This window comes from Bombilactobacillus folatiphilus (assembly GCF_023380265.1).
Classification (GTDB): Bacteria; Bacillota; Bacilli; order Lactobacillales; family Lactobacillaceae; genus Bombilactobacillus; species Bombilactobacillus folatiphilus.
This window is the reverse complement of sequence record NZ_CP093366.1, coordinates 975,467-998,561: the sequence shown is the minus strand read 5'-3', so window position 1 is coordinate 998,561 and position 23,095 is coordinate 975,467. Positions and strand designations below refer to the sequence as shown.

Sequence of the window (23,095 nt, the reverse complement as noted above, 5' to 3'; positions counted from 1 at the left end):
TTTTTGCAAACAAGTCCCTTTGTTAAATCTAACTAGGAGTTTTACAAATGGTCAAGCAAATAATTCCTCAGCATGTGGCAATTATTATGGATGGTAATGGTCGTTGGGCTAAAAATCAGGGATTACCGCGGATTGCCGGACATCGTGCAGGAATGAATAATTTGAAAACAGTGGCAATGGCTGCTAGTAAATTGGGGATTTCAGCTTTAACGGTATACGCTTTTTCGACAGAAAATTGGAAAAGGCCTTCTGTAGAAGTTCAATTTTTGATGAATTTACCAGTTGATTTTTTTAATAAATTTATGCCGGATTTGATGGCAAATCAAGTGCGGATATTAATCACTGGGTTTCATCAAGATTTACCAGCCAAAACGCAGGCTGTATGTCAAAAGGCGATTGAAAAAACAGCGAACAATCAAGGGATGATTTTGAATTTTGCTTTTAATTATGGATCGAGAAGTGATATTCTTAATGCAGTTAAATTGATTGGACAGCGTAGTCAAAGGCAGCCTGAAATTTTAGAACAACTGGATGAACAAAGTTTTAGTCAGTATTTATTAACTGCACAGTTAGGTAAATTACAGGATCCTGATTTATTAATTCGAACAAGTGGTGAAAAACGGCTATCGAATTTTTATTTATGGGAATCGGCATATTCGGAAATGGTCTTTGCTGATGAATATTGGCCCGACTACAATGAGCAAAGTTTAGCCCGTGATGTGGCTAGTTATGGACAACGTGAGCGCCGTTATGGTGGCTTAAAATCAGAAAGTTAGGAGACTATTTGTTGAAAACTAGAATTATTACGGCAATAGTGGCTTTAATTATTTTCGTCCCCATTTTGATTGCAGGGGGATTTTGGATTGATCTGGCAGCATCTATTTTGGCGGTGATCGGTTTATCAGAAATTTATATTATGCGTAAACGGATCATTGTGTCACCCGATTTTTTAATTGGAGCAATTGGTGTCTTACTATTATCATTACCAGAAAAGGCATTGACTTGGCTTCCTAAGGCGTTTTCAAGGTTGGATTTGGCGTACGTATTTGTAGTTTTATTATTAATTTTGACAGTTATCACAAAGAATAATTATAGTTTTGAAGATGCGGGCACGACGATTTTATCCATGTTTTATATCGGTAATGGTTTTCATTATCTAGCAGCAATTAGAAATGCAGATACAGGTGGTTTGTCGTTACTGTTGTTTGGAATGATTATTGTGTGGATTACCGATAGTGGTGCATATTTTGTTGGCCGTATTTTTGGTAGGCACAAGTTGTATCCCGCTATTAGTCCGAACAAGACTTGGGAAGGTTCCATTGGCGGGGTCTTTTTTGCGGTAATTTTTGCATTAGTTTATATGATTGTTTTTCAACAATGGCAATATGTGCCTAATATTCCGCATAATGTTTTTTTGTTGATTTTGATTACGATTTTCTTATCGGCGGCAGGTCAAGTTGGAGATTTAGTTGAGTCAGCTTATAAACGATTTTATGGCGTTAAAGATTCTGGACACATTTTGCCAGGTCATGGTGGAATTTTAGATCGTTTTGATAGTATGTTGTTTGTTTTACCGTTAATTCATTCATTAGGTTTTATGTAAGTTGGAGGAAATTATTTGATTGCAATTCTGACTTTTATTATTGTTTTTGGACTTATCGTTTTTGTCCATGAGTTTGGTCACTATTATTTCGCAAAAAAATCAGGTATATTGGTACGACAATTTTCCATTGGTATGGGGCCAAAATTGGTTTCTTATACGCGTAATCATACTTTGTATGTGGTGCGTTTATTGCCTTTGGGCGGCTATGTGATGTTGGCGGGAGCTGAAGATGATGATGAACAATTAAAACCAGGGGTTATTGTTGGTTTAAAATTAAATGAGACTGGTCAAGTTGTCAAAATTGATAATTCTCAGAATACTAATAATTCTACCCTGATTCCCTTTCAAATTGTGCAAAGTGATTTAGAAAAAAAATTGTATTTGGAAGGTTATGAAGCTAGCGATGATGAACATTTGAAACGTTTAGATGTTGATCATGATGCCATCTTAGTTGATTCAAGTAATAATCCGATGCAAATTGCACCATTAGATGTCCAGTTTAATTCTGCCAGTTTGTTTCATCGATTTATCACAAATATTGCTGGTCCCTTTAACAATATTGTTTTTGGTATGCTGGTTTATTTGTTGAGTGCTTTTTTATTAGGTGGTGCGCCCAGTAATTCGACACAATTAGGAACCATTCAAGCTCATTCGCCTGCCTCTCAGGCCAAACTACACACGGGCGATCGAATTTTACAAGTTGGTCAAACGAAGACAAATAATTGGGAACAGTTGGTGAAAGCAATTAGTGAAAGACCGGCTAAGAGTACGGATATTGTGGTGAAAACTAAGACGGGTTCAACGCGTTCTGTGACAATTAAGCCACGATCAGTTAAAAGTAATCATCAAACAATTGGTCAAATTGGGATTATGCAGGCACGTGATCAGCGTCTAGGTTCAACTTTTAAATATGGTTGGAATTCAGCTGTGGGGGCAGTGTCTACGATTTTGAATGCCCTCAAACAAATGGTAACAGGTGGTTTTAATTTGAACCAATTAGGTGGTCCAGTTGCTATCTATTCACAGACTAGTCAAGTTGCTGCAATGGGGTGGAAAGAAGTAGTTGTCTTCATTGGTTGGCTTTCGATTAATTTGGGAATTATGAATTTATTACCAATTCCAGCGTTAGATGGCGGTAAATTGCTGTTAAATATTGTTGAGGCTATTCGTCGTAAACCGCTTTCTACTAAAATAGAATTGGTAGTTAATATGGTTGGCGTTGGATTATTGCTAATTTTGATGGTAGCGGTGACTTGGAACGATATCATGAGATTTTTTGTGCATTAGGGTAACAAGGATGAGAGGAGAATACATTATATGAAACAATCACGGGTTTTGATTCCGACCTTAAAGGAAACGCCGAGTGATGCAGAGGCTATTAGTCATCAACTAATGTTACGGGCTGGTTTTATTCGACCTGTGTCAGCGGGGATGTATGCTTATTTACCACTGGCTTATCGAGTTTTACGTAATATTGAGCAAATTGCACGTGAAGAATTGGACAAAATAGGTAGTGTCGAAATGCTGGCACCGGCGGTTTTGCCTGCTGAGATGTGGCAAGAAAGCGGTCGTTACGATACTTATGGTCAAAATTTATTCAAATTTAAAGATCGCCATCAACGTGACTTTATTTTGGGTCCGACGCATGAAGAAACTATGACTTATTTGATTCGCAATGTTTTAAATTCTTATAAAAAAATGCCACAAGTTCTTTATCAAATTCAACCCAAATATCGTGATGAAAATCGACCGCGTTATGGTTTGTTACGTGGACGCGAATTTATTATGTTGGATGCTTATTCGTTTACAGCCAACAATGATGATTTGGATACTGCATTTGATTATCTTGAACAGGCATTTCGTAATATTTTTGAGCGTAATGATCTGAATTATCGAGCCATTTTAGCTGATTCCGGTGAAATGGGCGGTAATGGGTCTAAAGAGTTTCATGCAATTGCCCCAGTCGGTGAGGATACTATTGTTTATTCGGATGTCAGTGATTATGCAGCTAATTTAGAGATGGCTACAAGTATATTACAACCTAATCCTCAACACGAACTCGCGCCCTTGAAGGAAATTAATGTGAGTCCTAGTGTTAAGAAAGTTAAAGATTTAGCGGCTGATTTAAAGATTAAAGTTCAAGAGATTATTAAGTGTGTCGCTTATATGGCTGATGATGAGCCAGTTTTGGCTTTAATTCGCGGTGATTTTGATATCAACGAAGTTAAATTGAAGAATTTTTTGCATGTTGTAGAATTGACTCCTGCTACTGATGAACAGGTAGAGCAAATTTTTCAAAGTGTTCCGGGCTTTATTGGCCCGTTGAATCAAAAAGTTGCAGTCAAGATGATTGGCGATCTATCTATTCAAAATTTGACTAATGCGGTGACTGGTGCTAATCAAAGGGGAATTCATTATCAAAATGTTAATCCAAAACGTGATTACCAAGTTTTGGATTATGCAGATATTCGTACAGTTAAAGAAGGTGAATTGTCTCCTGATAATAAAGGCATTTTACATTTTACGCGGGGCATTGAGATCGGACATATCTTTAAATTAGGTACAAAGTATTCTGAGAGTATGGGTGCGCATTTCTTAGATGAAAATGGGAAGCAGCAACCAGTGATTATGGGTAGCTATGGAATTGGTATTAGTCGTTTATTGTCAGCAATTGTTGAACAACATCATGATGAGCGAGGAATGGTGTGGCCTTGGCAAATTGCTCCCTATCAAGTTCATGTGGTCGTAATGAATGTTAAAAAAGTTGAACAATTAACTTTAGCTGAAGAAATTGAGGCTAATTTAACAGCGCAAGGTTTGTCAGTTTTAGTTGATGATCGTAAAGAACGACCAGGAGTTAAGTTTGCCGAGTCGGATTTGATTGGTATCCCGGTTCGAATTACTGTGGGTAAAAAAGCAGCTGATCAGATTGTTGAAATCAAACTGAGACAACAAGAAGACTCTGTTGAAGTCGCTCAGAGTGATATTAGCGAAACAATTAAAATTTTGTTACAGAATAATGATTAAAAGAATTTGAGGTAGTTTAATGGCAGATGTGCAAGGCATGTTTCAAAATTTATTAAATCAAATACAGTTGCCAGATGAGATGAAGCAAACGCCAATTTTTCAATCAGGTCAAATTAAAAAAGTCGAAGTCCATACTGAATCTCAGCGATGGACTTTTATTTTAGATTTTGCACAGATATTACCTGCGTCAACTTGGCAAATTTTTCAGCAGCATCTTCAAACTGCATTTGCTGGGGTTAAGCAAGTTGACTTTGAGGTTCAAGTAGCTAATCCTTCTGTTAATTCTGAGTTGTTAACTGCGTATTGGCCGTTGGTAGTGGAGCGACAGAACTTTAATTTGGCAATGAAGCGGACTTTAGCGCAGCAGTCGCGTTTGGAATTACAAAATCAACAATTAAACTTGATCATCAATAATGATATTTTGAGGGACTATTTGTCGCAACAATATTTAAATGATTTGACACAAACGTTGCAGCAAATGGGTTTTCCGTCGTTTAAATTACAAGTTGCAGTTGATCAATCACAGACGAAAATGCAGCAGGAACAATTGCAACAAAAACAGTTACAGCAGCAACAACAAATTAGTGTCAATGTGTCACATAAAAAAAGTAGTCACCCACAAACTAGCAGTTCAGGTCCGATAATTGGTAAAAAAATTGCTGCTGACGCTATTGTTGTATCCATGGAAGCAATCACTGAAGAACAGCAATCTGTTGTTGTAGAAGGATATATTTTTAGTTCTGAAGTTCGTAGCCTGCGATCTGGTCGACAGTTATTAATTTTGGAAATTACAGATTACACTTCATCATTTGTAGTCAAGAAGTTTTCTAAAAATGGGGAGACGGCTGAAGTTTTTGATGATTTTGCTAAGGGCACTTGGTTAAAAGTTCGAGGATCTGTACAAGAAGATAATTATACAAGAGAATTAACCATTAACGCATATGACTTAAACGTGGTTAAAAAACGGATGCGAGAAGATCAAGCTCAAGATAAGCGAATTGAATTGCACACGCATACTAATATGAGTCAAATGGACGCTATTAGTTCCACAACAGATTTGGTTAAACGCGCTGCTGATTGGGGACAACCAGCCATTGCCATTACTGACCATTCTACGGCGCAGTCCTTCCCTGATGCCTATGCAGCCGGACAAAAATACAGTGTGAAAGTTATCTATGGTGTTGAAGCTAACCTGGTGGATGAAGGTGAACCCATTGCCTATAATTTACGCGATGAAAATCTAGCAGATGCGGAATATGTAGTATTTGATGTGGAAACCACAGGATTGTCGGCTGTTTATGACTCAATTATTGAATTGGCAGCGGTGAAAATGAAGGACGGTAAAATTATTCAAGAATTTGATGAATTTATTGATCCGGGTCATCCACTATCGGCTACAACGATTAATTTAACATCAATAACTGATGACATGGTTCACAATAGTAATACTGAGCAAGAAGCAATGGACAAGTTCAATGATTTTATGGGCGGTGCTATTTTAGCGGGTCACAATGTTACTTTTGATATCGGATTTTTGAATGCGGCTAGGCGCAGATGTCAATATCAGCCAGTCAGTGTGCCTGTTGTAGATACTTTGGAAATGTCTAGAACGTTGCATTCCGAATACCGCAATCATAAGCTGGATAGTTTAGCAAAGCGTTATGATATCAAATTGGAACATCATCATCGGGCTAATTCTGATGCGGCTACCACAGGTTATTTGATGTATGCTTTGTTTAAAGAAATGAATGAGCGATTTTCAATTACAAATGTTTTGCAGTTAAATGATCATATTGGTGGTGATGAGGCTTACAAGCAAGCACGGCCTTATCACGCAATTTTATTGGCACAAACACAGGCAGGCTTGAAAAATTTATTCAAAATTATCTCTAGTTCGATGACGGAATATTATTTTCGGACGCCACGCGTTCCGCGCAGGATTTTGAATCAATATCGTAACGGAATATTAGTCGGTTCTGCTTGTAGTTCGGGCGAAGTTTTCACAGCGATGATGCAAAAGGGTTATGATGAGGCTTATCAAAAAGCGCAGTTTTATGATTATTTGGAAATCATGCCGCATGCTATTTATCAGCCGTTAATTGAATCTGGTTTGATTAATAATCAAACAGCGTTGGAAGAGATTGTGGCAAATATTGTGAAGTTGGGTCAGGATTTGGATAAACCTGTCGTTGCCAGTGGTGATGTGCATTATTTGGATGCAAAAGATGCGATTTATCGAGAAATAATTGTTAAAGCTGTGAAAAGTAATCCATTAGCTCGGCAAACACTGCCACTTGCCGATTTTAAAACTACCGACGAAATGTTGGCTGATTTGCAATTTTTAGGTGAGCAGACAGCACATCAAGTTGTAATTGACAATCCACGAATTGTGGCTGATTGGGTAGACGATGATATTACACCGGTTAAGGATAAGCTTTATACACCGAAAATTCCGGGTTCCGAACAGGAAATTCAGGATTTAACCTATAATAAGGCACACGAATTATATGGTGATCCATTGCCTGAGATTGTCCAACAGCGTTTGGATAAGGAACTTAAAAGTATCATTGGTAATGGTTTTTCGGTAATCTATTTAATTGCTCAGAAATTGGTTTATAAAAGTAATAAAGATGGCTATTTAGTTGGTTCCCGGGGCTCTGTGGGCTCTAGTTTGGTAGCTACTATGACAGGAATTACGGAAGTTAATCCGTTGCCGCCACATTATCGTTGTCCTAATTGTCAATATACGGAATTTTATACTCAAGGTGAGGTTGGCTCAGGTTTTGACTTGGCAGATAGGCTTTGTCCTGAGTGTCAAACTGAATTGATGAAAGATGGTCACGATATCCCCTTTGAAACTTTCCTAGGTTTCAATGGTGATAAAGTCCCTGATATTGATTTGAACTTTTCGGGTGATTATCAACCAATTGCGCATAATTATACGAAAGTTTTGTTTGGTGAAGATCACGTTTTTCGAGCGGGTACAATCGGTACTGTTGCGGATCGAACAGCGTATGGCTATGTCAGCAATTTTGAAGAATTAACTGATCAAAAATTTCGGGGAGCTGAAAAGGACCGTTTAGCTGCTGGTTCTACGGGGGTGAAGCGAACGACGGGGCAACATCCGGCGGGCATTATTGTAGTGCCAGATTATATGGATATCTATGACTTTACGCCGATTCAATATCCGGCTGATGACCAAAGTGCAGCTTGGAAAACAACGCATTTTGATTTTCATTCGATTCACGATAATATTTTGAAACTGGATATTTTAGGTCATGATGATCCAACGATGATCCGGATGTTGCAAGATTTGTCGGGGATTGATCCAAAAACAATTCCCACAGATGATCCGGATGTGATGTCTTTGTTTTCAGGCACGGAAGCATTAGGAGTAACACCTGAACAAATTAATTCTAAAATGGGAACCCTAGGTGTTCCTGAGTTTGGAACCAAATTTGTCCGTGGTATGTTGGAGGAAACGCATCCCACAACTTTTGCAGAGTTATTACAAATTTCAGGTTTGTCACACGGAACTGATGTCTGGCTTGGTAATGCGGAAGAATATATTCAACAAGGTATTGTGACGTTAAAAGATGTGATTGGTTGTCGTGATAATATCATGATGGACTTAATTCATTGGGGCATGGAACCGGGGATGTCGTTTCAGATTATGGAACATGTTCGTAAGGGTAAAGGGATTCCAGATGAATGGCAAAAAGTTATGCAGGATAATGAAAATGTACCCGATTGGTATATTGATTCCTGTTTAAAAATCAAATATATGTTTCCAAAAGCCCATGCGACAGCTTATATTATGATGGCTTTACGGATTGCTTATTTTAAAGTCCATATGCCAATTATTTATTATTGCGCGTACTTGTCTGTGCGGGCGGATGTATTTGATTTGGTAACCATGGCTAATGGCAAAGAAGCGGTCAAAAATGAGATAAAGTTAATCAATGAGCAAGGCAATGACGCAACCGCAAAGGACAAAAGTTTATTGACTGTATTAGAGATTGTCAATGAATGTTTGGAACGTGATATTAATATTAAGATGGTTGATTTGGAACACTCAGATGCGATGAATTTTAAAATTTTGGACGCACACACATTACTTGCACCATTTATTGCAGTTCCAAGTTTGGGTTTGAATGTTGCTAAACAAATTGTTGCGGCACGTGAAGAACAACCATTTTTGTCAAAAGAAGATTTATCCAAGCGTGGTCACGTTTCACAATCAATTATTGATTATCTAACGGAAAATAAAGTATTAGAAGGAATTCCCGATGAGAATCAACTATCGTTGTTTTGAGCAATGTGTTGAGGTGCTTGACTTGAAAAATTTTTTTGGTAGTTATATACTATTGTTAAGTTGATTTTACATGACGAGTGAGCAGAAATGCTCACTCTTTTTATTGCAGGTTAACGAAAGAAGATTTGAAGATTATTGAAAAGGAGTGTTGATGTGATTTCTGTTACTGAAAAAGTTACACAGCTGGTGCAGCCTATTTTGCATGGTCATGACTTTTATTTAGTAGATTTAGAATATGTTAAAGAAGCAGGAAGTTGGTATTTACGTTTATATATTGACAAGCCTGGGGGAATTGACATTGAAGAATGTGCTGTGGTGAGTCAGGAATTAAGTGATCAGCTTGATGTCCAAGATCCTGAAGTGATCCCCAATGCTTACTTTTTAGAGGTATCTTCGCCAGGTGCTGAGCGTCCACTCAAAACGCAGCAGGACTTACAAGCTGCTGTGAATCAATATATTCATGTTAGCCTGTATCAAAAATTAGAAGGAAATAAAGTTTTTGAAGGAACACTGCTGGCTTATGATGATGATCAATTAACATTAGAAATAAAGATCAAGTCGCAGACAAAAAAGCTCATTATTCCACGGCGACAAATTGCTGCGATACGTTTAGCAATTGAGTTCTAACTAAATAAGGAGATTTAGGTCATGAGTAAAGAATTGATGGGAGCGTTAGATGCCTTAGAAGAAGAAAAAGGCATTTCGAAAGAATTAATTATTGATGCAATGGAAGATGCTCTGAAATCGGCCTATAAACGTAATTATGGTCAAGCACAAAATGTTGAAGTGATTTTTGATGATAAAAAAGGCGATTTTCATGTCTATACAGTCAAAGAAGTGGTCGACGAAGTCACTGATGAACGCTTAGAAATCAGTTTGACAGATGCGCAGCAAGTTAATCGTGGTTATGAATTAGGTGATCACCTGAATGAAGAGGTGACCCCGAGCAACTTTGGTCGTATTGCTGCCCAAACCGCTAAGCAAGTGGTAATGCAACGCGTTCGAGAGGCTGAACGAAATAATGTTTATAATGAGTATAGTCAATATCAAGATGAGATTATACAAGGTGTGATTCAGCGCAGCGATAATAAATTTGTTTATATTAACTTTGGTCGTGTCGAAGCGGTGATGGGTTATCTTGATCAAATTCCGGGTGAAGTTTATCAGCCACATGATCGAATCAAAGTTTATGTTTCAAAAGTTGAGAACACAACTAAGGGACCACAAATTTTTGTATCACGCTCTGATACAGGTTTGGTTAAACGTCTGCTTGAGCAAGAAGTACCAGAGATTTATGATGGAACTGTAGAAATAGTTTCGATTGCGCGTGAAGCAGGCGATCGGACGAAAGTTGCGGTGAGGTCTGAAAACAGTAATATTGATCCGGTGGGTACGACCGTGGGACCTAAAGGCCAACGTGTGCAAGCAATTGTCGATGAACTGAATGGTGAAAATATTGATGTTGTAGAATGGGAACCTAATCCGTCTGATTTTATTGCGAATGCTTTGAATCCGGCCGAAGTGATTGCAGTACAATTTGATGATGAAACGAATCCTAAATCTTGTATTGTGATTGTACCTGATTATCATCTATCTTTAGCAATCGGTAAAAAAGGGCAAAACGCACGGTTGGCTGCTAAGTTAACAGGTTTTAAAATTGATATTAAACCAGAATCTGAAGTGGAATTTGTTGATGAAACTGGTGAAGAAGTGGACGAAGAAGATTTGGATTAAACTGATTTAAGGTGGTGGTTGTGTGAAGGCTCGGAAAGTTCCAATGCGTAAAGATGTTTTGACAAATGAGATGGTACCTAAAAGATTATTAGTTCGGATTGTGCGCAACAAAGAAGGCGAAGTGAGCGTTGATGCGACTGGTAAAAAACCAGGTCGTGGTGCTTATGTGGGCTTAGATCCGCAAGCTGTCAAGCAAGCGGCTAGTGCACATACGTTAGATAAGATTTTAAAAGTCAAGTTGTCGGCTGAATTTTATCAGGAACTATATGACTATGTAGATCACCAAAAGGCGCGGCTAGATTTATTTGGTGAGTTAGGCAAAAAACATTGAGTGAACAACAAATTTTGAATTTTTTGGGAATTGCTAAACGAGCACGCCAAACCATCAGCGGTCAGGAATTAGTTTTAAAAGCAATCAAGAGTGGTCGAGCCAATTTCGTATTTTTGGCTAGTGATACTAGTGCTAATGCGCAACAGGTTTTGATTAAAGCTTTAAATAAGAAGTCAATTCCTTTTGATTTATCTTTTTCCCAAATTGAATTGAGTCAAGCTATTGGTCAGGCTACCAAATCAATCGCTGTTACTGATAAAGGTTTCGCTCAAAGATTTCAAGAATTAGTGCAGAATAATTAAGGAGCGTGAATTTATGGGAAAGAAACGAGTTTATGAGTTAGCAAAAGAATTAAATATTCCAAGTAAAGATTTGGTTAATTTAGCGCAAAAACACCAAATGGATATTTTCTCACATATGGCGGTTTTGGATGACAAACAATTAAATGAATTAAAAAAAATTGTCAAGCAGCCAACTAAGTCGGTGAAAAGTCAAACTAAGTCATCGACGGCAGTTAATGACGATAAAAGTAAAGGAAAAACTAAAATTAAAGTTACAGCAATCCGGCATACGCCAAAGACTAATGATACTGAACGGCGGAATCAGCATTCGAACCAACCAACTAAGCCATCCACGAATAATAATCACGGTGCTAGGCAAGATAATAACCGTACTAATAATTCTAATCGGGCTAATGGCAACAATAACGGACCACGGAGAAATAATAATCAACGTCAGGATCGGAATTTTAATAGTAACAACGATCATCGTTCGTCAATGATGAATCGTGCCAGTGCTGGCCGAAAACATCTGGCTCAATATAAGCAAAATGCGCAAGCTTCTGTATCGTCAGTTGATCAAGCGCGAGTTGACCAGGCACGCAAGCAAAGGGAACAAAAAGCACGTAATAATCAGGCTAAAAAGTCAGCAGCGAAAACTTCAGGCAATAATCATGCGCAGCAGCGTCCGCAACGCCCAATTACGCAAAAACCGGTAGCTGCAACCACTTCTGCTGCTAAGCCTAAGCCGGCAAATGAGAAATCTGCTAATGAAAAAACGCGGCAACATGAATTTACGAATAATCGTCGTAAAAATGAGCATATTGATTATCGTAATCGTCCGAAGCATAAAAATAAGCGTAAATTACGTAAGCAGCAGAATAACAAGCCACATAAGGAAATGCCTAAGCGTAAGGAACGTCCATTGCCAGAAATTTTTGAGTACAGTGTGGGAATGAATGCTCAAGATTTAGGTAAAATTTTACATCGTGAGCCAGCAGAGATTGTGAAAAAGCTCTTTATGCTAGGCGTGATGGTTAACCAAAATCAGTCCCTTGATAAAGATACAATTGAAATTTTGGCTGCTGATTATGGGATTGAAGCTAATGAAAAATTTGAAGAAGATATTACTGATTTAGATACTTTCTTTGAAGATGAAGTAAAAAACACTGACAATTTGACTAATCGTCCGCCAGTTGTGACAATTATGGGTCACGTTGATCATGGTAAAACTACTTTATTAGATAATTTGAGGCATAGTCATGTGACTGCTGGTGAAGCCGGCGGAATTACGCAGCATATTGGCGCCTATCAAGTTGAATTAGATGGTCGCTTGATCACATTCTTGGATACGCCAGGACATGCGGCTTTCTCCAATATGCGTGCACGTGGTGCAGATATTACTGATATTGTTATTTTGGTTGTCGCAGCGGATGATGGTGTGATGCCACAAACGATTGAAGCTATTAATCATGCTAAAGCCGCGGGTGATCCGATTATTGTCGCTATTAATAAGATTGATAAGCCAGATGCTAATCCCCAACATGTCACTGAAGAGTTGATGAATTATGGCTTAATTCCTGAAAGCTATGGTGGCGATACTATTTTTGCTAACATTTCAGCTAAACAGGGAACCGGTATTGATGATTTGTTACAAATGGTCTTGTTAGAAGCTGATGTTTTAGAATTGAAAGCTAATTCAGAACAAAGAGCTGTCGGAACGGTCATTGAAGCACGTTTAGATAAGGGACGTGGGCCCGTGGCGAGTTTGTTAGTTCAACAAGGTACCTTGAAAAAAGGTGATCCAATTGTTGTTGGTAATACCTTTGGTCGTGTGCGGGTGATGACTGATGATCGTGGACGCCAAATCGAACAAGCGTTGCCTTCACAACCAGTCATGATTACAGGATTAAACGAAGTCCCACAATCAGCTGACAAATTTGTGGTATTTGCAGATGAAAAAACGGCACGGTCTGCTGGTGAAGAACGGGCTAAGCGTGCACAAATTGAGGAACGTAAACGAACTAACGCTGTGACCTTGGATAATTTGTTTGATGCGATGAAACAAAATGATATGAAAAAAGTTGACGTGGTTATTAAGGGCGACGTTCAAGGTTCTGTCGAAGCATTACGTAATAGTTTAGAAAAAATTGACGTCGAAGGTGTGCGGGTCAATATTATCCATGCCGCCGTTGGTGCTATTAATGAAAGTGATGTTACACTAGCTTCTGCAAGTAATGCAATTATTATTGGTTTCAACGTGCGTCCAACGGTGCAAGCTAAGATCCAGGCAGACAGCGAAAATGTTGATATTCGGTTGCATAATGTGATTTATAATGCTATTGATGAAATTGAATCGGCTATGAAGGGGATGCTAGAGCCCGTTTACGAAGAAAAAGTAACGGGTAACTTAACTGTGCGAGAGACTTATAAAGTTTCGAAATTAGGCACAATTGCTGGTTGTATCGTTGATAATGGTTTGATTCAAAAAGATAGTGGTGTTCGTTTAATTCGAAACGGTATCGTGATTTACGAAGGTAAATTAGCATCTTTGAAACGATTCAAGGATGATGTTAAAGAAGTTAAACAAGGTTTTGAATGTGGTTTAATGATTGAAGATTACAACGATATTAAAGTTGATGATCAAATTGAAGCTTATATCATGCAAGAGGTTCCTGTACAATAGGAGGTATCAATCATGAAATATCGTGTTGGACGTGTTGAACAAGAGATTCAAAAAGAAGTCAATGATATTTTGCTCAAACGGGTTCGTGATCCGCGAGTTAGTGGTGTCACCATTACAGGTGTCGATGTAACTGGCGATTTGCAACAAGCTACGATATATTTTAGCATTTTGTCGGATACTGCTAGTGAAGCACAAAAAGCTTTAGCTGGTTTGAACAAAGCTAAGGGTTTGATTCGAGGCGAGATGGGTCATCGTTTATCCATTTATAAGACTCCAGAATTGCTGTTTAAGCAAGATGATTCAATTCGTTACGGTGAGCATATTGATGATTTGTTGCGTCAATTGAATACACCAGACAAATAGTCGCTGTTGCGACTTTTTTGTTACATAATAATAAAAAAGTAAAGGAAAAGTGTGAGATTAATGAATGGCATTATTCCATTGTATAAACCAAGGGGCATGACTAGTGCGGATTGTGTCTATCAATTACGCAAATTATTGCACGAAAAAAAGATTGGTCATACGGGCACATTGGATCCAGAAGTCGATGGCGTCTTAACGATTTGTGTTGGTCAGGCGACCAAGCTAGTTAATTGGTTATTAGATTCGGATAAAGTTTATCAAGGACAAGTTGTGCTGGGGAAAGCCACGTCGACCGAAGATGCAACGGGTGAAATTATTGACCAAAAAGAAATTTTAACACCCTTTACTATTGAACAAGTCGAAGCGGCCATGTTAAGTTTGACCGGTTCGATTCAACAGACTCCACCGATGTATTCTGCAGTAAAAGTCAATGGTAAGCGGTTGTATGAATATGCGCGTGCTGGTCAAATCGTTCAACGACCTTCACGACAAGTAACCATCAAAAAATTTCAAATGCGTGGTGTGCCCCATTTTGATGAGCATCAACATTTACAAATGCTTGATTTTACGGTGGTTTGTTCTAAGGGGACTTATATTCGGACTTTGGCGGTTCAGCTAGGAGAATCTTTAAATGTGCCTGCGTATATGAGCCGCTTGACACGGACTGCCGGCAGTTCGTTTACTTTGGATCAAACTGTTAGTTTTGACCAAATTAGCGCGAAATTACAGCAAAATGAATTTGATTTTTGTTTACCGCTAGAAGCTGCGTTTTCGTCCCAAATTCCTCGTTGCACTTTAACTGATGAGCAATGGCAGCAAGTACAAAATGGGAGTAAAATTACATTAGCGGCTTCAAGTAAACAAGTACTACTAACTTTTAATGGTATTGCGAAAGCATTATATCAAAAGCAAGCAGATTTTTATGTTCCTCAAATTATGCTCTTGAAAAATGATAGGTGAAAATTGTGCAAGTTCAAACTTTAAATTATCCTTTTCGCAATGATTTACAATTACCAGCAAAACAAGTTCTAGCTGCTGGTTTTTTTGATGGATTGCATTTAGGACATCAAAATTTAATTAAAACGGCGGTTCGTTTAGCCAGAATTCAGAAAATTCCCGTGGCAGTGTTGACCTTTGATCGTCATCCGGCACTGGTTTACCAACCGGAATCAGTCGACAGTAATTATCAATATTTGACTCCCTTGAATCGAAAATTAGAATTGTTGGAGCAATTGGGAGTAGACACGGTGTATATTGCTGAGTTTAATCCGATTTTTGCACATTTAGAGCCTAAAGATTTTGTGGAACAATTTTTAATGAAACTGCATTTAAAAGCATTGGTCGCGGGTTTTGATTGGACTTTTGGACCTAAAACGCTTGCTAACATGGACTTATTACGTCAATTAGTTCATCGAAGATTTGAGATTTATGAAATACCTAGCTTGAATTTTGGACAGCGAAAAATTTCTTCCACACATATTCGGGCATCTTTAAAAACTGGTCAAATGGCAGAAGCTAATCTTTTTCTAGGTTACAATTATCAAAACGAAGGTTTAGTTGTGCACGGTTATCAAATGGGACGGCAGCTAGGTTTTCCTACGGCTAATTTGTCTATGAGTAATGAACAATTCATTCCTAGAATTGGAGTTTACGTTTCGCGCGTAAAAGTGGGACAAACTTGGTGGCCTGCGATGACTTCGATCGGGCGCAATATTACATTTAAACGTGGAGATAATCCGTTAACCATCGAAGCCAATTTATTAGACTTTGATCAAGATTTGTATGGAAAAACTTTACAAATTGAATGGCTAGATTATTTGCGTGATGAGGTGAAATTTGCCGATGCTTCGGCATTAATAGCCCAGTTACACCAAGATCAGGAGAATACTGAGCTTTATTTCAGAAAATAATAGCAACTGGCTTGACATAGTGCTAAATGCTTGCTATATTTAACACTGTTAGCACTAATAAGTGTGGAGTGCTAAGAACGAGGTGATTTATTTTGATAACTGATCGGCAGTCAACTATTTTAAAAGCTATTGTTCAACAATATATTGAAACAGGGCAGCCAATTGGATCAAAAACACTAATGGATCGGTTGCCAATTCGTGTAAGCTCTGCAACGATTCGCAATGACATGGCTGCTTTGGAAGATGAAGGTTTGATTGAGAAAATTCATTTATCCTCGGGTCGTGTTCCATCCGCAAGTGGTTATCGCTATTATTTAGATCATCTACTGGAACCAATTAATGTTTCAGAGCAGACTTCAGAAGTGATTCACTCTGATTTTACAAAACAGCAATTTAACGAGATTGATGAAATTGTTGCACAGTCAGCTAAAATTTTATCAACATTAACAAGATATACAGCGATTGCTTTGGGACCTGAGAGTGACAATACAAAGTTAACTGGTTTTCGGATTGTACCGTTGAGTATGAGTCAAGTAATGGCGATCATTGTGACAAGTGATGGCTCTGTCTATAATAAAGTCTACCGCTTGGATAGTAGTACTTCGCTAGACCGTTTAGAGTCGGTTGTGAAGATCATTAATGATCAATTAGTCGGTCATACGTTGAATGAAGTTTCAGAGCTTTTAAAGACTGACTTTCCACAAATGGTTGCGCAATATTTACAAACGCCAGAAGGTTTTTTATCTATTTTTGACGATATTTTGGATAAAGTTGCTGAAGATCGCTTTTTTGTGGATGGCAAGTCGAATTTGTTTAACTATGTTGATGCTCACAACAGTGACAATTTAAAAAATTTGTATTCATTGTTTGATGACAATACGAATTTGGCTAGATTGTTAAGCTTGAAGCAGTTGGAACCTATTGATTCAAACGATGATCAGGGAATTAAGGTTCATTTAGGTGTGGAATTAGCGCCGCAATTATTAAACGATTATAGTTTAATAACTGCTAAGTATAGTGTTGGAATACATGGCGATGGTTTAATCGCTTTGTTAGGTCCAACCAACATGCCTTATTCTCAAGTAATTGGCTTGATTACTTCTCTTCGCTATGAATTGGCGAAACGCTTGAGTGATTACTTTCGAGAATTAAATGGAGATTCTAGTTAGGAGGATTGAGTTATGGCTGATTCAAATATGGATCCAGAAAAGTTTCCATCGGAAACAGATGTAAAAAAAGATGTTGAAGATACTAAAACTCCAAAAAAACAAGCTACAACTCAAACTGAGTCCACAAGAAAAGATGATAATGTTGTAGACAAGTTGTTGGATGCTAATCAAGAATTAGAAAAAAAATTAAAAGCAAGTCAAGATCAAGAATTAAGGGCACAAGCCGAGATACAAAACATTAAAAAACATAATCAGCAAGATCAAGCAGCTTTGGTTAAATACGATGGTCAAAAATTGGCGGAGTCCATTCTACCATCAATTGATAATTTAGAACGAGCTTTGCAGTCGGTAGATGCACAAGATACTAGTAATCAAGGCTTACTGACGGGGGTTGAGATGGTATTAAAGCATCTGAAAAAGGCTTTGGCTGATAATAATATTACGGAAATTATAGCCGAGGGTGCTGAGTTTGATCCCCAGGTTCATCAAGCAGTGCAAACAGTTCCTGCTGATGATTCTCATCCTAAAGACAGCGTTGTTCAAGTTTTACAAACGGGTTATCAGTTAAAAGATCGCGTTTTACGACCAAGTATGGTTGTCGTCGCACAATAAAATTTAAGCGTAGTTAAGGAAGGTTTAGATTTATGTCAAAAATTATTGGAATTGATTTAGGAACAACAAACTCAGCTGTTGCTGTGTTAGAAGGTGGCGATCCGAAAATTATCGCTAATCCTGAAGGCGGTCGGACAACTCCATCAGTAGTTTCATTTAAAGATGGCAAAACGCAGGTAGGCGAAGTAGCCAAGCGTCAAGCTATCACGAATCCTGATACGATTTCTTCAATTAAGCGTCATATTGGTGAAGCAGGTTACAAGGTTACAGTTAATGGTAAGGATTATACACCACAGGAAATTTCAGCGATGATTTTGCAATATATTAAGGGTTTTGCTGAAAAGTATTTGGGCGAAGACGTAACTGAAGCAGTGATTACGGTTCCTGCTTACTTTAATGATTCACAACGTCAAGCTACGAAAGATGCTGGTAAAATTGCTGGTCTAGATGTGAAGCGGATCATTAATGAACCAACGGCTTCCGCTTTAGCTTATGGTTTAGATAAGGGTGATACAGATGAGAAAGTTTTGGTCTACGATTTAGGTGGTGGAACTTTTGATGTTTCTGTATTGGAATTAGGCGATGGCGTTTTTCAAGTATTATCAACTAATGGTGACACACATTTAGGTGGCGACGATTTTGATAATGCAATTATTGATTGGTTAGTAGCTGACTTCAAAGCACAAAATCAAATTGATTTATCACAAGATAAGATGGCTTTACAGCGTTTGAAAGATGCTGCTGAGAAAGCGAAAAAAGATTTATCTGGTGTTACGGAAACAGAAATTAGTTTACCGTTTATTTCTGCTGGTGCTGCTGGTCCTTTGCATTTACAAACGACTTTATCTCGGGCTAAATTTAACGAATTGACAGCTGATTTAGTTGATCGTACCAAAATTCCTGTTCAAAATGCGTTAAAAGATGCCGGTTTAAGCAGTTCTGAAATTGATAAGGTGATTTTGAATGGTGGTTCTACGCGAATTCCAGCTGTGCAAGAAGCTGTTAAATCTTGGACAGGTAAAGAGCCAGATCATTCAATTAATCCTGATGAAGCTGTGGCTTTAGGTGCGGCCATTCAAGGTGGCGTGATTACGGGTGATGTGAAAGATGTTGTGTTATTAGATGTGACACCGTTGTCTTTAGGTATTGAAACTATGGGCGGTGTTTCTACAAAATTAATTGACCGCAATACAACAATTCCAACCAGCAAGTCGCAAGTTTTCTCAACGGCTGCTGATAATCAACCAGCTGTGGATATCCATGTTTTACAAGGCGAACGGTCAATGGCTGCTGATAATAAGACTTTGGGACGCTTTCAATTAACTGATATTCCAGCAGCTCCCCGGGGAGTACCACAAATTGAAGTGAAATTTGATATTGATAAAAATGGTATTGTGAATGTTTCTGCTAAGGATCTAGGAACTGGTAAATCACAAAAGATTACAATTAAGAGTTCGTCGGGTTTGTCTGATGAAGAAATTGAGCGGATGAAAAAAGAAGCGCAAGAAAATGAAGAGTCAGATAAGAAACGCAAGGAAGAAGCAGATTTGCGTAACGAAGTTGATCAATTAATCTTTACTACTGATAAGACATTGAAAGACTTAGACGGTAAAGTTTCTGAAGATGAAATTAAGAAGGCTAACGATGCTAAGGAAGCCTTAAAGAAAGCACAAGCTGATAATGATTTGGATGAAATGAAAGCTAAAAAAGATGATCTGAATAAGATTGTTCAAGATTTGTCAGTTAAATTGTATCAACAAGCACAGGATGCACAAAAGGACCAGGCTAGTTCTGATACTTCAGATGGTAACAACGGTGATAGTACAGTGGATGGTGACTTCAAAGAAGTTGATCCTGATAAAAAGTAATCATTGATTAATTAATAAATTGGGACGGTTGCACTTTAGTGGATGACTGTCTCAATTTATTAGTTTAATGGTTTTGAATAAATTTTAAATGAAAGGCTAGGGTACAATATGGATCCATATGAAACTTTAGGGATCGATCGGGATGCTTCAGATGATGAAATCAAGCGTGCTTATCGGAAATTGTCTAAAAAGTATCATCCAGATATCAATAAAGCACCTGATGCAGAAAAAAAGTTTAAAGATGTTAATGAGGCTTATGAAATTTTAAAAGATCCTCAACGTAAAGCTCAATTTGATCAATATGGATCGACTGATCAACAGGCCGGTGGTTTTGGCGGTGGTGGTCAAGGTTTTGATGGTTTTGGTGATTTTAGCGATATTTTCAATTCTTTTTTTGGTGGCGGGGATTCACGTCGTAATGATCCTACGGCTCCTAGGAAGGGGCAGGACTTAGAATATCGTTTGAAATTGAAGTTTGAAGAGGCTATTTTTGGTGGTCAAAAAACAATTCGCTACAATCGTAGTGAACGTTGTCAAACTTGTGATGGTTCTGGGGCTAAACCGGGAAGCAGTCCGAAAACTTGCAGCAAATGTCATGGTAGTGGTCGTGTTACTGTTAACCAACGAACACCGTTGGGAATGATGCAAAGTCAGCGAGTTTGTGACGTATGTGAAGGTACTGGTCAAGAAATTGACGAAAAATGTCCTACTTGTCATGGACGTGGTAAAGTTACGAGAAGTCATGCTGTCGAAATTAATGTGCCGGCAGGAATTGATAATCTACAACGGATGCAACTTGATAATCAGGGTTCTGCTGGTGATAATCAGGGCCCTTATGGTGATTTATATGTCGTCTTTGAAATTGAACCAAGCAAAGATTTTGAACGTAAAGATTCAACAATTTATTCGCATGAAACCATTTCGTTTCCACAGGCTGCTTTAGGCGATGAAATTAAAGTTAAGACAGTTAATGGCAAAGTTGAGTTAAAAATTCCAGCTGGTACACAATCGGGAACAGTTTTTCGACTTAAGGGTCAGGGTGTTCCAAGACTTCATGGTGGTGTTGGTGATCAACAAGTTAAGATTGAAATTGTCACTCCGAAGCATTTGAACGAAAAACAAAAAGATGCGTTGCGAGCTTTTGCTGAATTAGGCGGCGATAAGGTTAAAGAGCAAGACCGGAATTTTTTTGAACGGATGCGGGACAATATGAAAGATAAATTTCAATAAAATCTGAAAGATTCATAGATGACTATGGATCTTTTTTGTTATAGTAAAAGGGCAGAGTTAAGTTTAGAGAACTGGGGATAAGGAATAGCTAATGACACAATCTGATCCGACAGAAAAGCAAAAATATATTCGTAATTTTTCAATTGTTGCCCATATTGATCATGGTAAATCAACGATTGCTGATCGTATTTTAGAAATGACAGATACAGTTGCCAAACGGGATATGGAAAATCAAGTTTTGGATGATATGGACATTGAACGGGAACGTGGGATTACGATCAAGTTGAATGCTGTGGAACTCAAATATCAAGCTCAAGATGGACATACGTATACATTTCATTTGATTGATACACCGGGGCATGTCGATTTTTCTTATGAAGTTTCACGGAGTTTAGCAGCTTGTGAAGGAGCTTTGTTGGTAGTAGATGCTGCTCAAGGTGTACAAGCGCAAACGATGGCGAATGCTTATTTAGCAGTAGATAACGATTTAGAAATTGTGCCGGTTATCAACAAAGTTGATTTACCATCAGCCGATCCAGATCAAGTGAAGTTAGAGATTGCGGATATGATTGGCATTGATGCTGACAATGCTGTTTTGACGAGTGCCAAAACGGGATTAGGAATTGCTGGTTTGTTAGAGCGTATTGTTCAAGATGTGCCGGCCCCCAGTGGTGATATCAGCGCTCCTTTAAAAGCGTTAATTTTTGATTCAGTGTATGATAGTTATCGTGGTGTGGTTTTGAGTATTCGGGTTATTGATGGTCAAGTCAAAGTCGGTGATCAAATTGAATTGATGAGTAATGGTAAAAAGTTTGAAGTGACAGAAGTTGGTGTGATGTCACCCAAAGCTGTACCACAAACACAGTTGAGTGTTGGCGATGTGGGGTATTTAAGTGCTAGTATTAAGAGTGTTCAGGATACACGCGTCGGTGATACAATCACACTGGCGCAAAATCCAACACAGGAATCTCTGTCAGGTTATCGTAAAATTACGCCGATGGTTTATTCTGGAATGTATCCAGTAGATAATGCAAAGTATGGTGATTTAAGAGAAGCATTGGAAAAATTGCAGTTAAATGATGCATCTTTGGAATTTGTTCCTGAAACTTCGCAGGCTTTGGGATTTGGTTTTCGGGTAGGTTTTTTGGGGTTATTGCATATGGATGTGATCCAAGAACGCCTAGAACGAGAGTTCAATTTGGATTTAATCATGACAGCACCTTCAGTGAATTATAAAGTCGTTTCAACTGACGGGACCACAAAAATTATTGATAATCCATCTCAGATGCCTGATCCTTCGGAAATTCAAGAAATTCAGGAACCAGTGGTTAAAGCTGAAATTATGGTGCCGCAAGATTATGTTGGGGCGGTGATGGAACTAGCTCAGCGTAAGCGAGGCCAATTTCAGACAATGGATTATTTAGATGATTATCATGTTAATGTGATTTATCAATTACCACTTGCCGAGATTATTTATGATTTCTTTGATGCTTTAAAGTCGAATACGCATGGTTTTGCTTCGTTAGATTATCAAATTATTGGTTATCAACCGTCTCAGATGGTGAAAATGGATATTTTATTGAATTCAGAACCCGTGGATGCTTTAAGTTTTATTGTTCATGAGCAATTTGCGGCTAATCGTGGTCGGCAAATTGTTCAAAAATTGAAGGGGATTATTCCACGACAGCAATTCGAGATAGCTATTCAAGCAGCTATTGGTAATAAAATTGTGGCTCGTTCAACGGTTAAAGCGTATCGTAAAGATGTGACAGGTCCTTTATATGGCGGCGATCAGACGCGGAAGAACAAACTGTTAGATAAACAAAAACGTGGTAAAAAACGAATGAAAGAAGTTGGCAGTGTTACTGTACCACAGGCAGCGTTTATGGCCGTTTTACAAGTTGATGATGAATCTAAATAAATTTGGTATGATTGTGGTAAGATCTATCGGAAATTACGCACAATAAGT

At 38.3% G+C, this 23,095-nt stretch carries 16 protein-coding genes and 3 pseudogenes; all 19 read left to right on the top strand.

What is annotated here, in order from left to right; genetic code table 11:
• The first annotated feature begins 47 nt into the window (after window positions 1-47).
• The 19 genes and pseudogenes from MOO45_RS05050 (at window position 48) to lepA (ending at window position 23,047) form a co-directional block, all read left to right on the top strand.
• Entirely contained in the window at window positions 48-776 is a 729-nt protein-coding gene (locus MOO45_RS05050; protein WP_249513858.1) for an isoprenyl transferase, read from the top strand.
• Between the two features lie 11 nt (window positions 777-787).
• A complete protein-coding gene (locus MOO45_RS05045) occupies window positions 788-1,603 on the top strand; it encodes a phosphatidate cytidylyltransferase (RefSeq protein ID WP_249513857.1) in 816 nt (271 codons plus the stop codon).
• A gap of 15 nt (window positions 1,604-1,618) precedes the next feature.
• A complete protein-coding gene (gene rseP, locus MOO45_RS05040) occupies window positions 1,619-2,890 on the top strand; it encodes an RIP metalloprotease RseP (RefSeq protein ID WP_249513856.1) in 1,272 nt (423 codons plus the stop codon).
• Window positions 2,891-2,920: 30 nt separating this feature from the next.
• On the top strand, window positions 2,921-4,630 hold the full coding sequence (locus tag MOO45_RS05035) for a proline--tRNA ligase (protein ID WP_249513855.1): 1,710 nt from the start codon (window positions 2,921-2,923) through the stop codon (window positions 4,628-4,630).
• A gap of 19 nt (window positions 4,631-4,649) precedes the next feature.
• Window positions 4,650-8,945, top strand: coding sequence for a PolC-type DNA polymerase III (locus MOO45_RS05030; RefSeq protein ID WP_396022402.1), 4,296 nt, complete (start codon window positions 4,650-4,652; stop codon window positions 8,943-8,945).
• Window positions 8,946-9,098: 153 nt separating this feature from the next.
• Window positions 9,099-9,572: a ribosome maturation factor RimP gene (gene rimP / locus MOO45_RS05025; RefSeq protein ID WP_249513854.1), complete on the top strand. Its 474-nt coding sequence runs from the start codon at window positions 9,099-9,101 to the stop codon at window positions 9,570-9,572.
• Between the two features lie 21 nt (window positions 9,573-9,593).
• Window positions 9,594-10,676: pseudogene (nusA, locus tag MOO45_RS05020) on the top strand (transcription termination factor NusA); the annotation flags it as partial.
• Window positions 10,677-10,701: 25 nt separating this feature from the next.
• Window positions 10,702-11,010, top strand: a complete 309-nt coding sequence (gene rnpM, locus MOO45_RS05015; RefSeq protein WP_317619024.1) for an RNase P modulator RnpM — start codon at window positions 10,702-10,704, stop codon at window positions 11,008-11,010.
• Complete coding sequence (locus tag MOO45_RS05010) at window positions 11,007-11,312, top strand: L7Ae/L30e/S12e/Gadd45 family ribosomal protein (protein WP_249513853.1); 306 nt, start codon at window positions 11,007-11,009, stop codon at window positions 11,310-11,312. Before rnpM ends, MOO45_RS05010 begins: the two co-directional genes overlap by 4 nt.
• A gap of 13 nt (window positions 11,313-11,325) precedes the next feature.
• A pseudogene (locus MOO45_RS08200) lies at window positions 11,326-11,406 on the top strand (translation initiation factor IF-2 N-terminal domain-containing protein); the annotation flags it as partial.
• A gap of 735 nt (window positions 11,407-12,141) precedes the next feature.
• Window positions 12,142-13,974, top strand: a pseudogene (gene infB / locus MOO45_RS05005) (translation initiation factor IF-2); the annotation flags it as partial.
• A gap of 12 nt (window positions 13,975-13,986) precedes the next feature.
• Window positions 13,987-14,337 (top strand): 30S ribosome-binding factor RbfA, encoded by a 351-nt coding sequence (gene rbfA / locus MOO45_RS05000; RefSeq protein ID WP_249513851.1) that lies wholly within the window; start codon window positions 13,987-13,989, stop codon window positions 14,335-14,337.
• A gap of 60 nt (window positions 14,338-14,397) precedes the next feature.
• Window positions 14,398-15,297, top strand: a complete 900-nt coding sequence (gene truB / locus MOO45_RS04995; RefSeq protein WP_249513850.1) for a tRNA pseudouridine(55) synthase TruB — start codon at window positions 14,398-14,400, stop codon at window positions 15,295-15,297.
• A gap of 5 nt (window positions 15,298-15,302) precedes the next feature.
• On the top strand, window positions 15,303-16,247 hold the full coding sequence (gene ribF, locus MOO45_RS04990) for a riboflavin biosynthesis protein RibF (protein WP_249513849.1): 945 nt from the start codon (window positions 15,303-15,305) through the stop codon (window positions 16,245-16,247).
• A 92-nt stretch (window positions 16,248-16,339) separates the two neighbouring features.
• Window positions 16,340-17,416 (top strand): heat-inducible transcriptional repressor HrcA, encoded by a 1,077-nt coding sequence (gene hrcA / locus MOO45_RS04985; RefSeq protein WP_249513848.1) that lies wholly within the window; start codon window positions 16,340-16,342, stop codon window positions 17,414-17,416.
• Window positions 17,417-17,428: 12 nt separating this feature from the next.
• Window positions 17,429-18,028 carry a nucleotide exchange factor GrpE gene (gene grpE, locus MOO45_RS04980; RefSeq protein ID WP_249513847.1) on the top strand — a complete coding sequence of 200 codons (600 nt, stop codon included), beginning with the start codon at window positions 17,429-17,431 and terminating at the stop codon, window positions 18,026-18,028.
• 32 nt (window positions 18,029-18,060) lie between these two features.
• Window positions 18,061-19,896, top strand: a complete 1,836-nt coding sequence (gene dnaK / locus MOO45_RS04975) for a molecular chaperone DnaK (RefSeq protein WP_249513846.1) — start codon at window positions 18,061-18,063, stop codon at window positions 19,894-19,896.
• A gap of 108 nt (window positions 19,897-20,004) precedes the next feature.
• Entirely contained in the window at window positions 20,005-21,126 is a 1,122-nt protein-coding gene (dnaJ, locus tag MOO45_RS04970; RefSeq protein ID WP_249513845.1) for a molecular chaperone DnaJ, read from the top strand.
• Between the two features lie 91 nt (window positions 21,127-21,217).
• On the top strand, window positions 21,218-23,047 hold the full coding sequence (gene lepA, locus MOO45_RS04965; protein WP_249513844.1) for a translation elongation factor 4: 1,830 nt from the start codon (window positions 21,218-21,220) through the stop codon (window positions 23,045-23,047).
• Window positions 23,048-23,095: the final 48 nt, after the last annotated feature.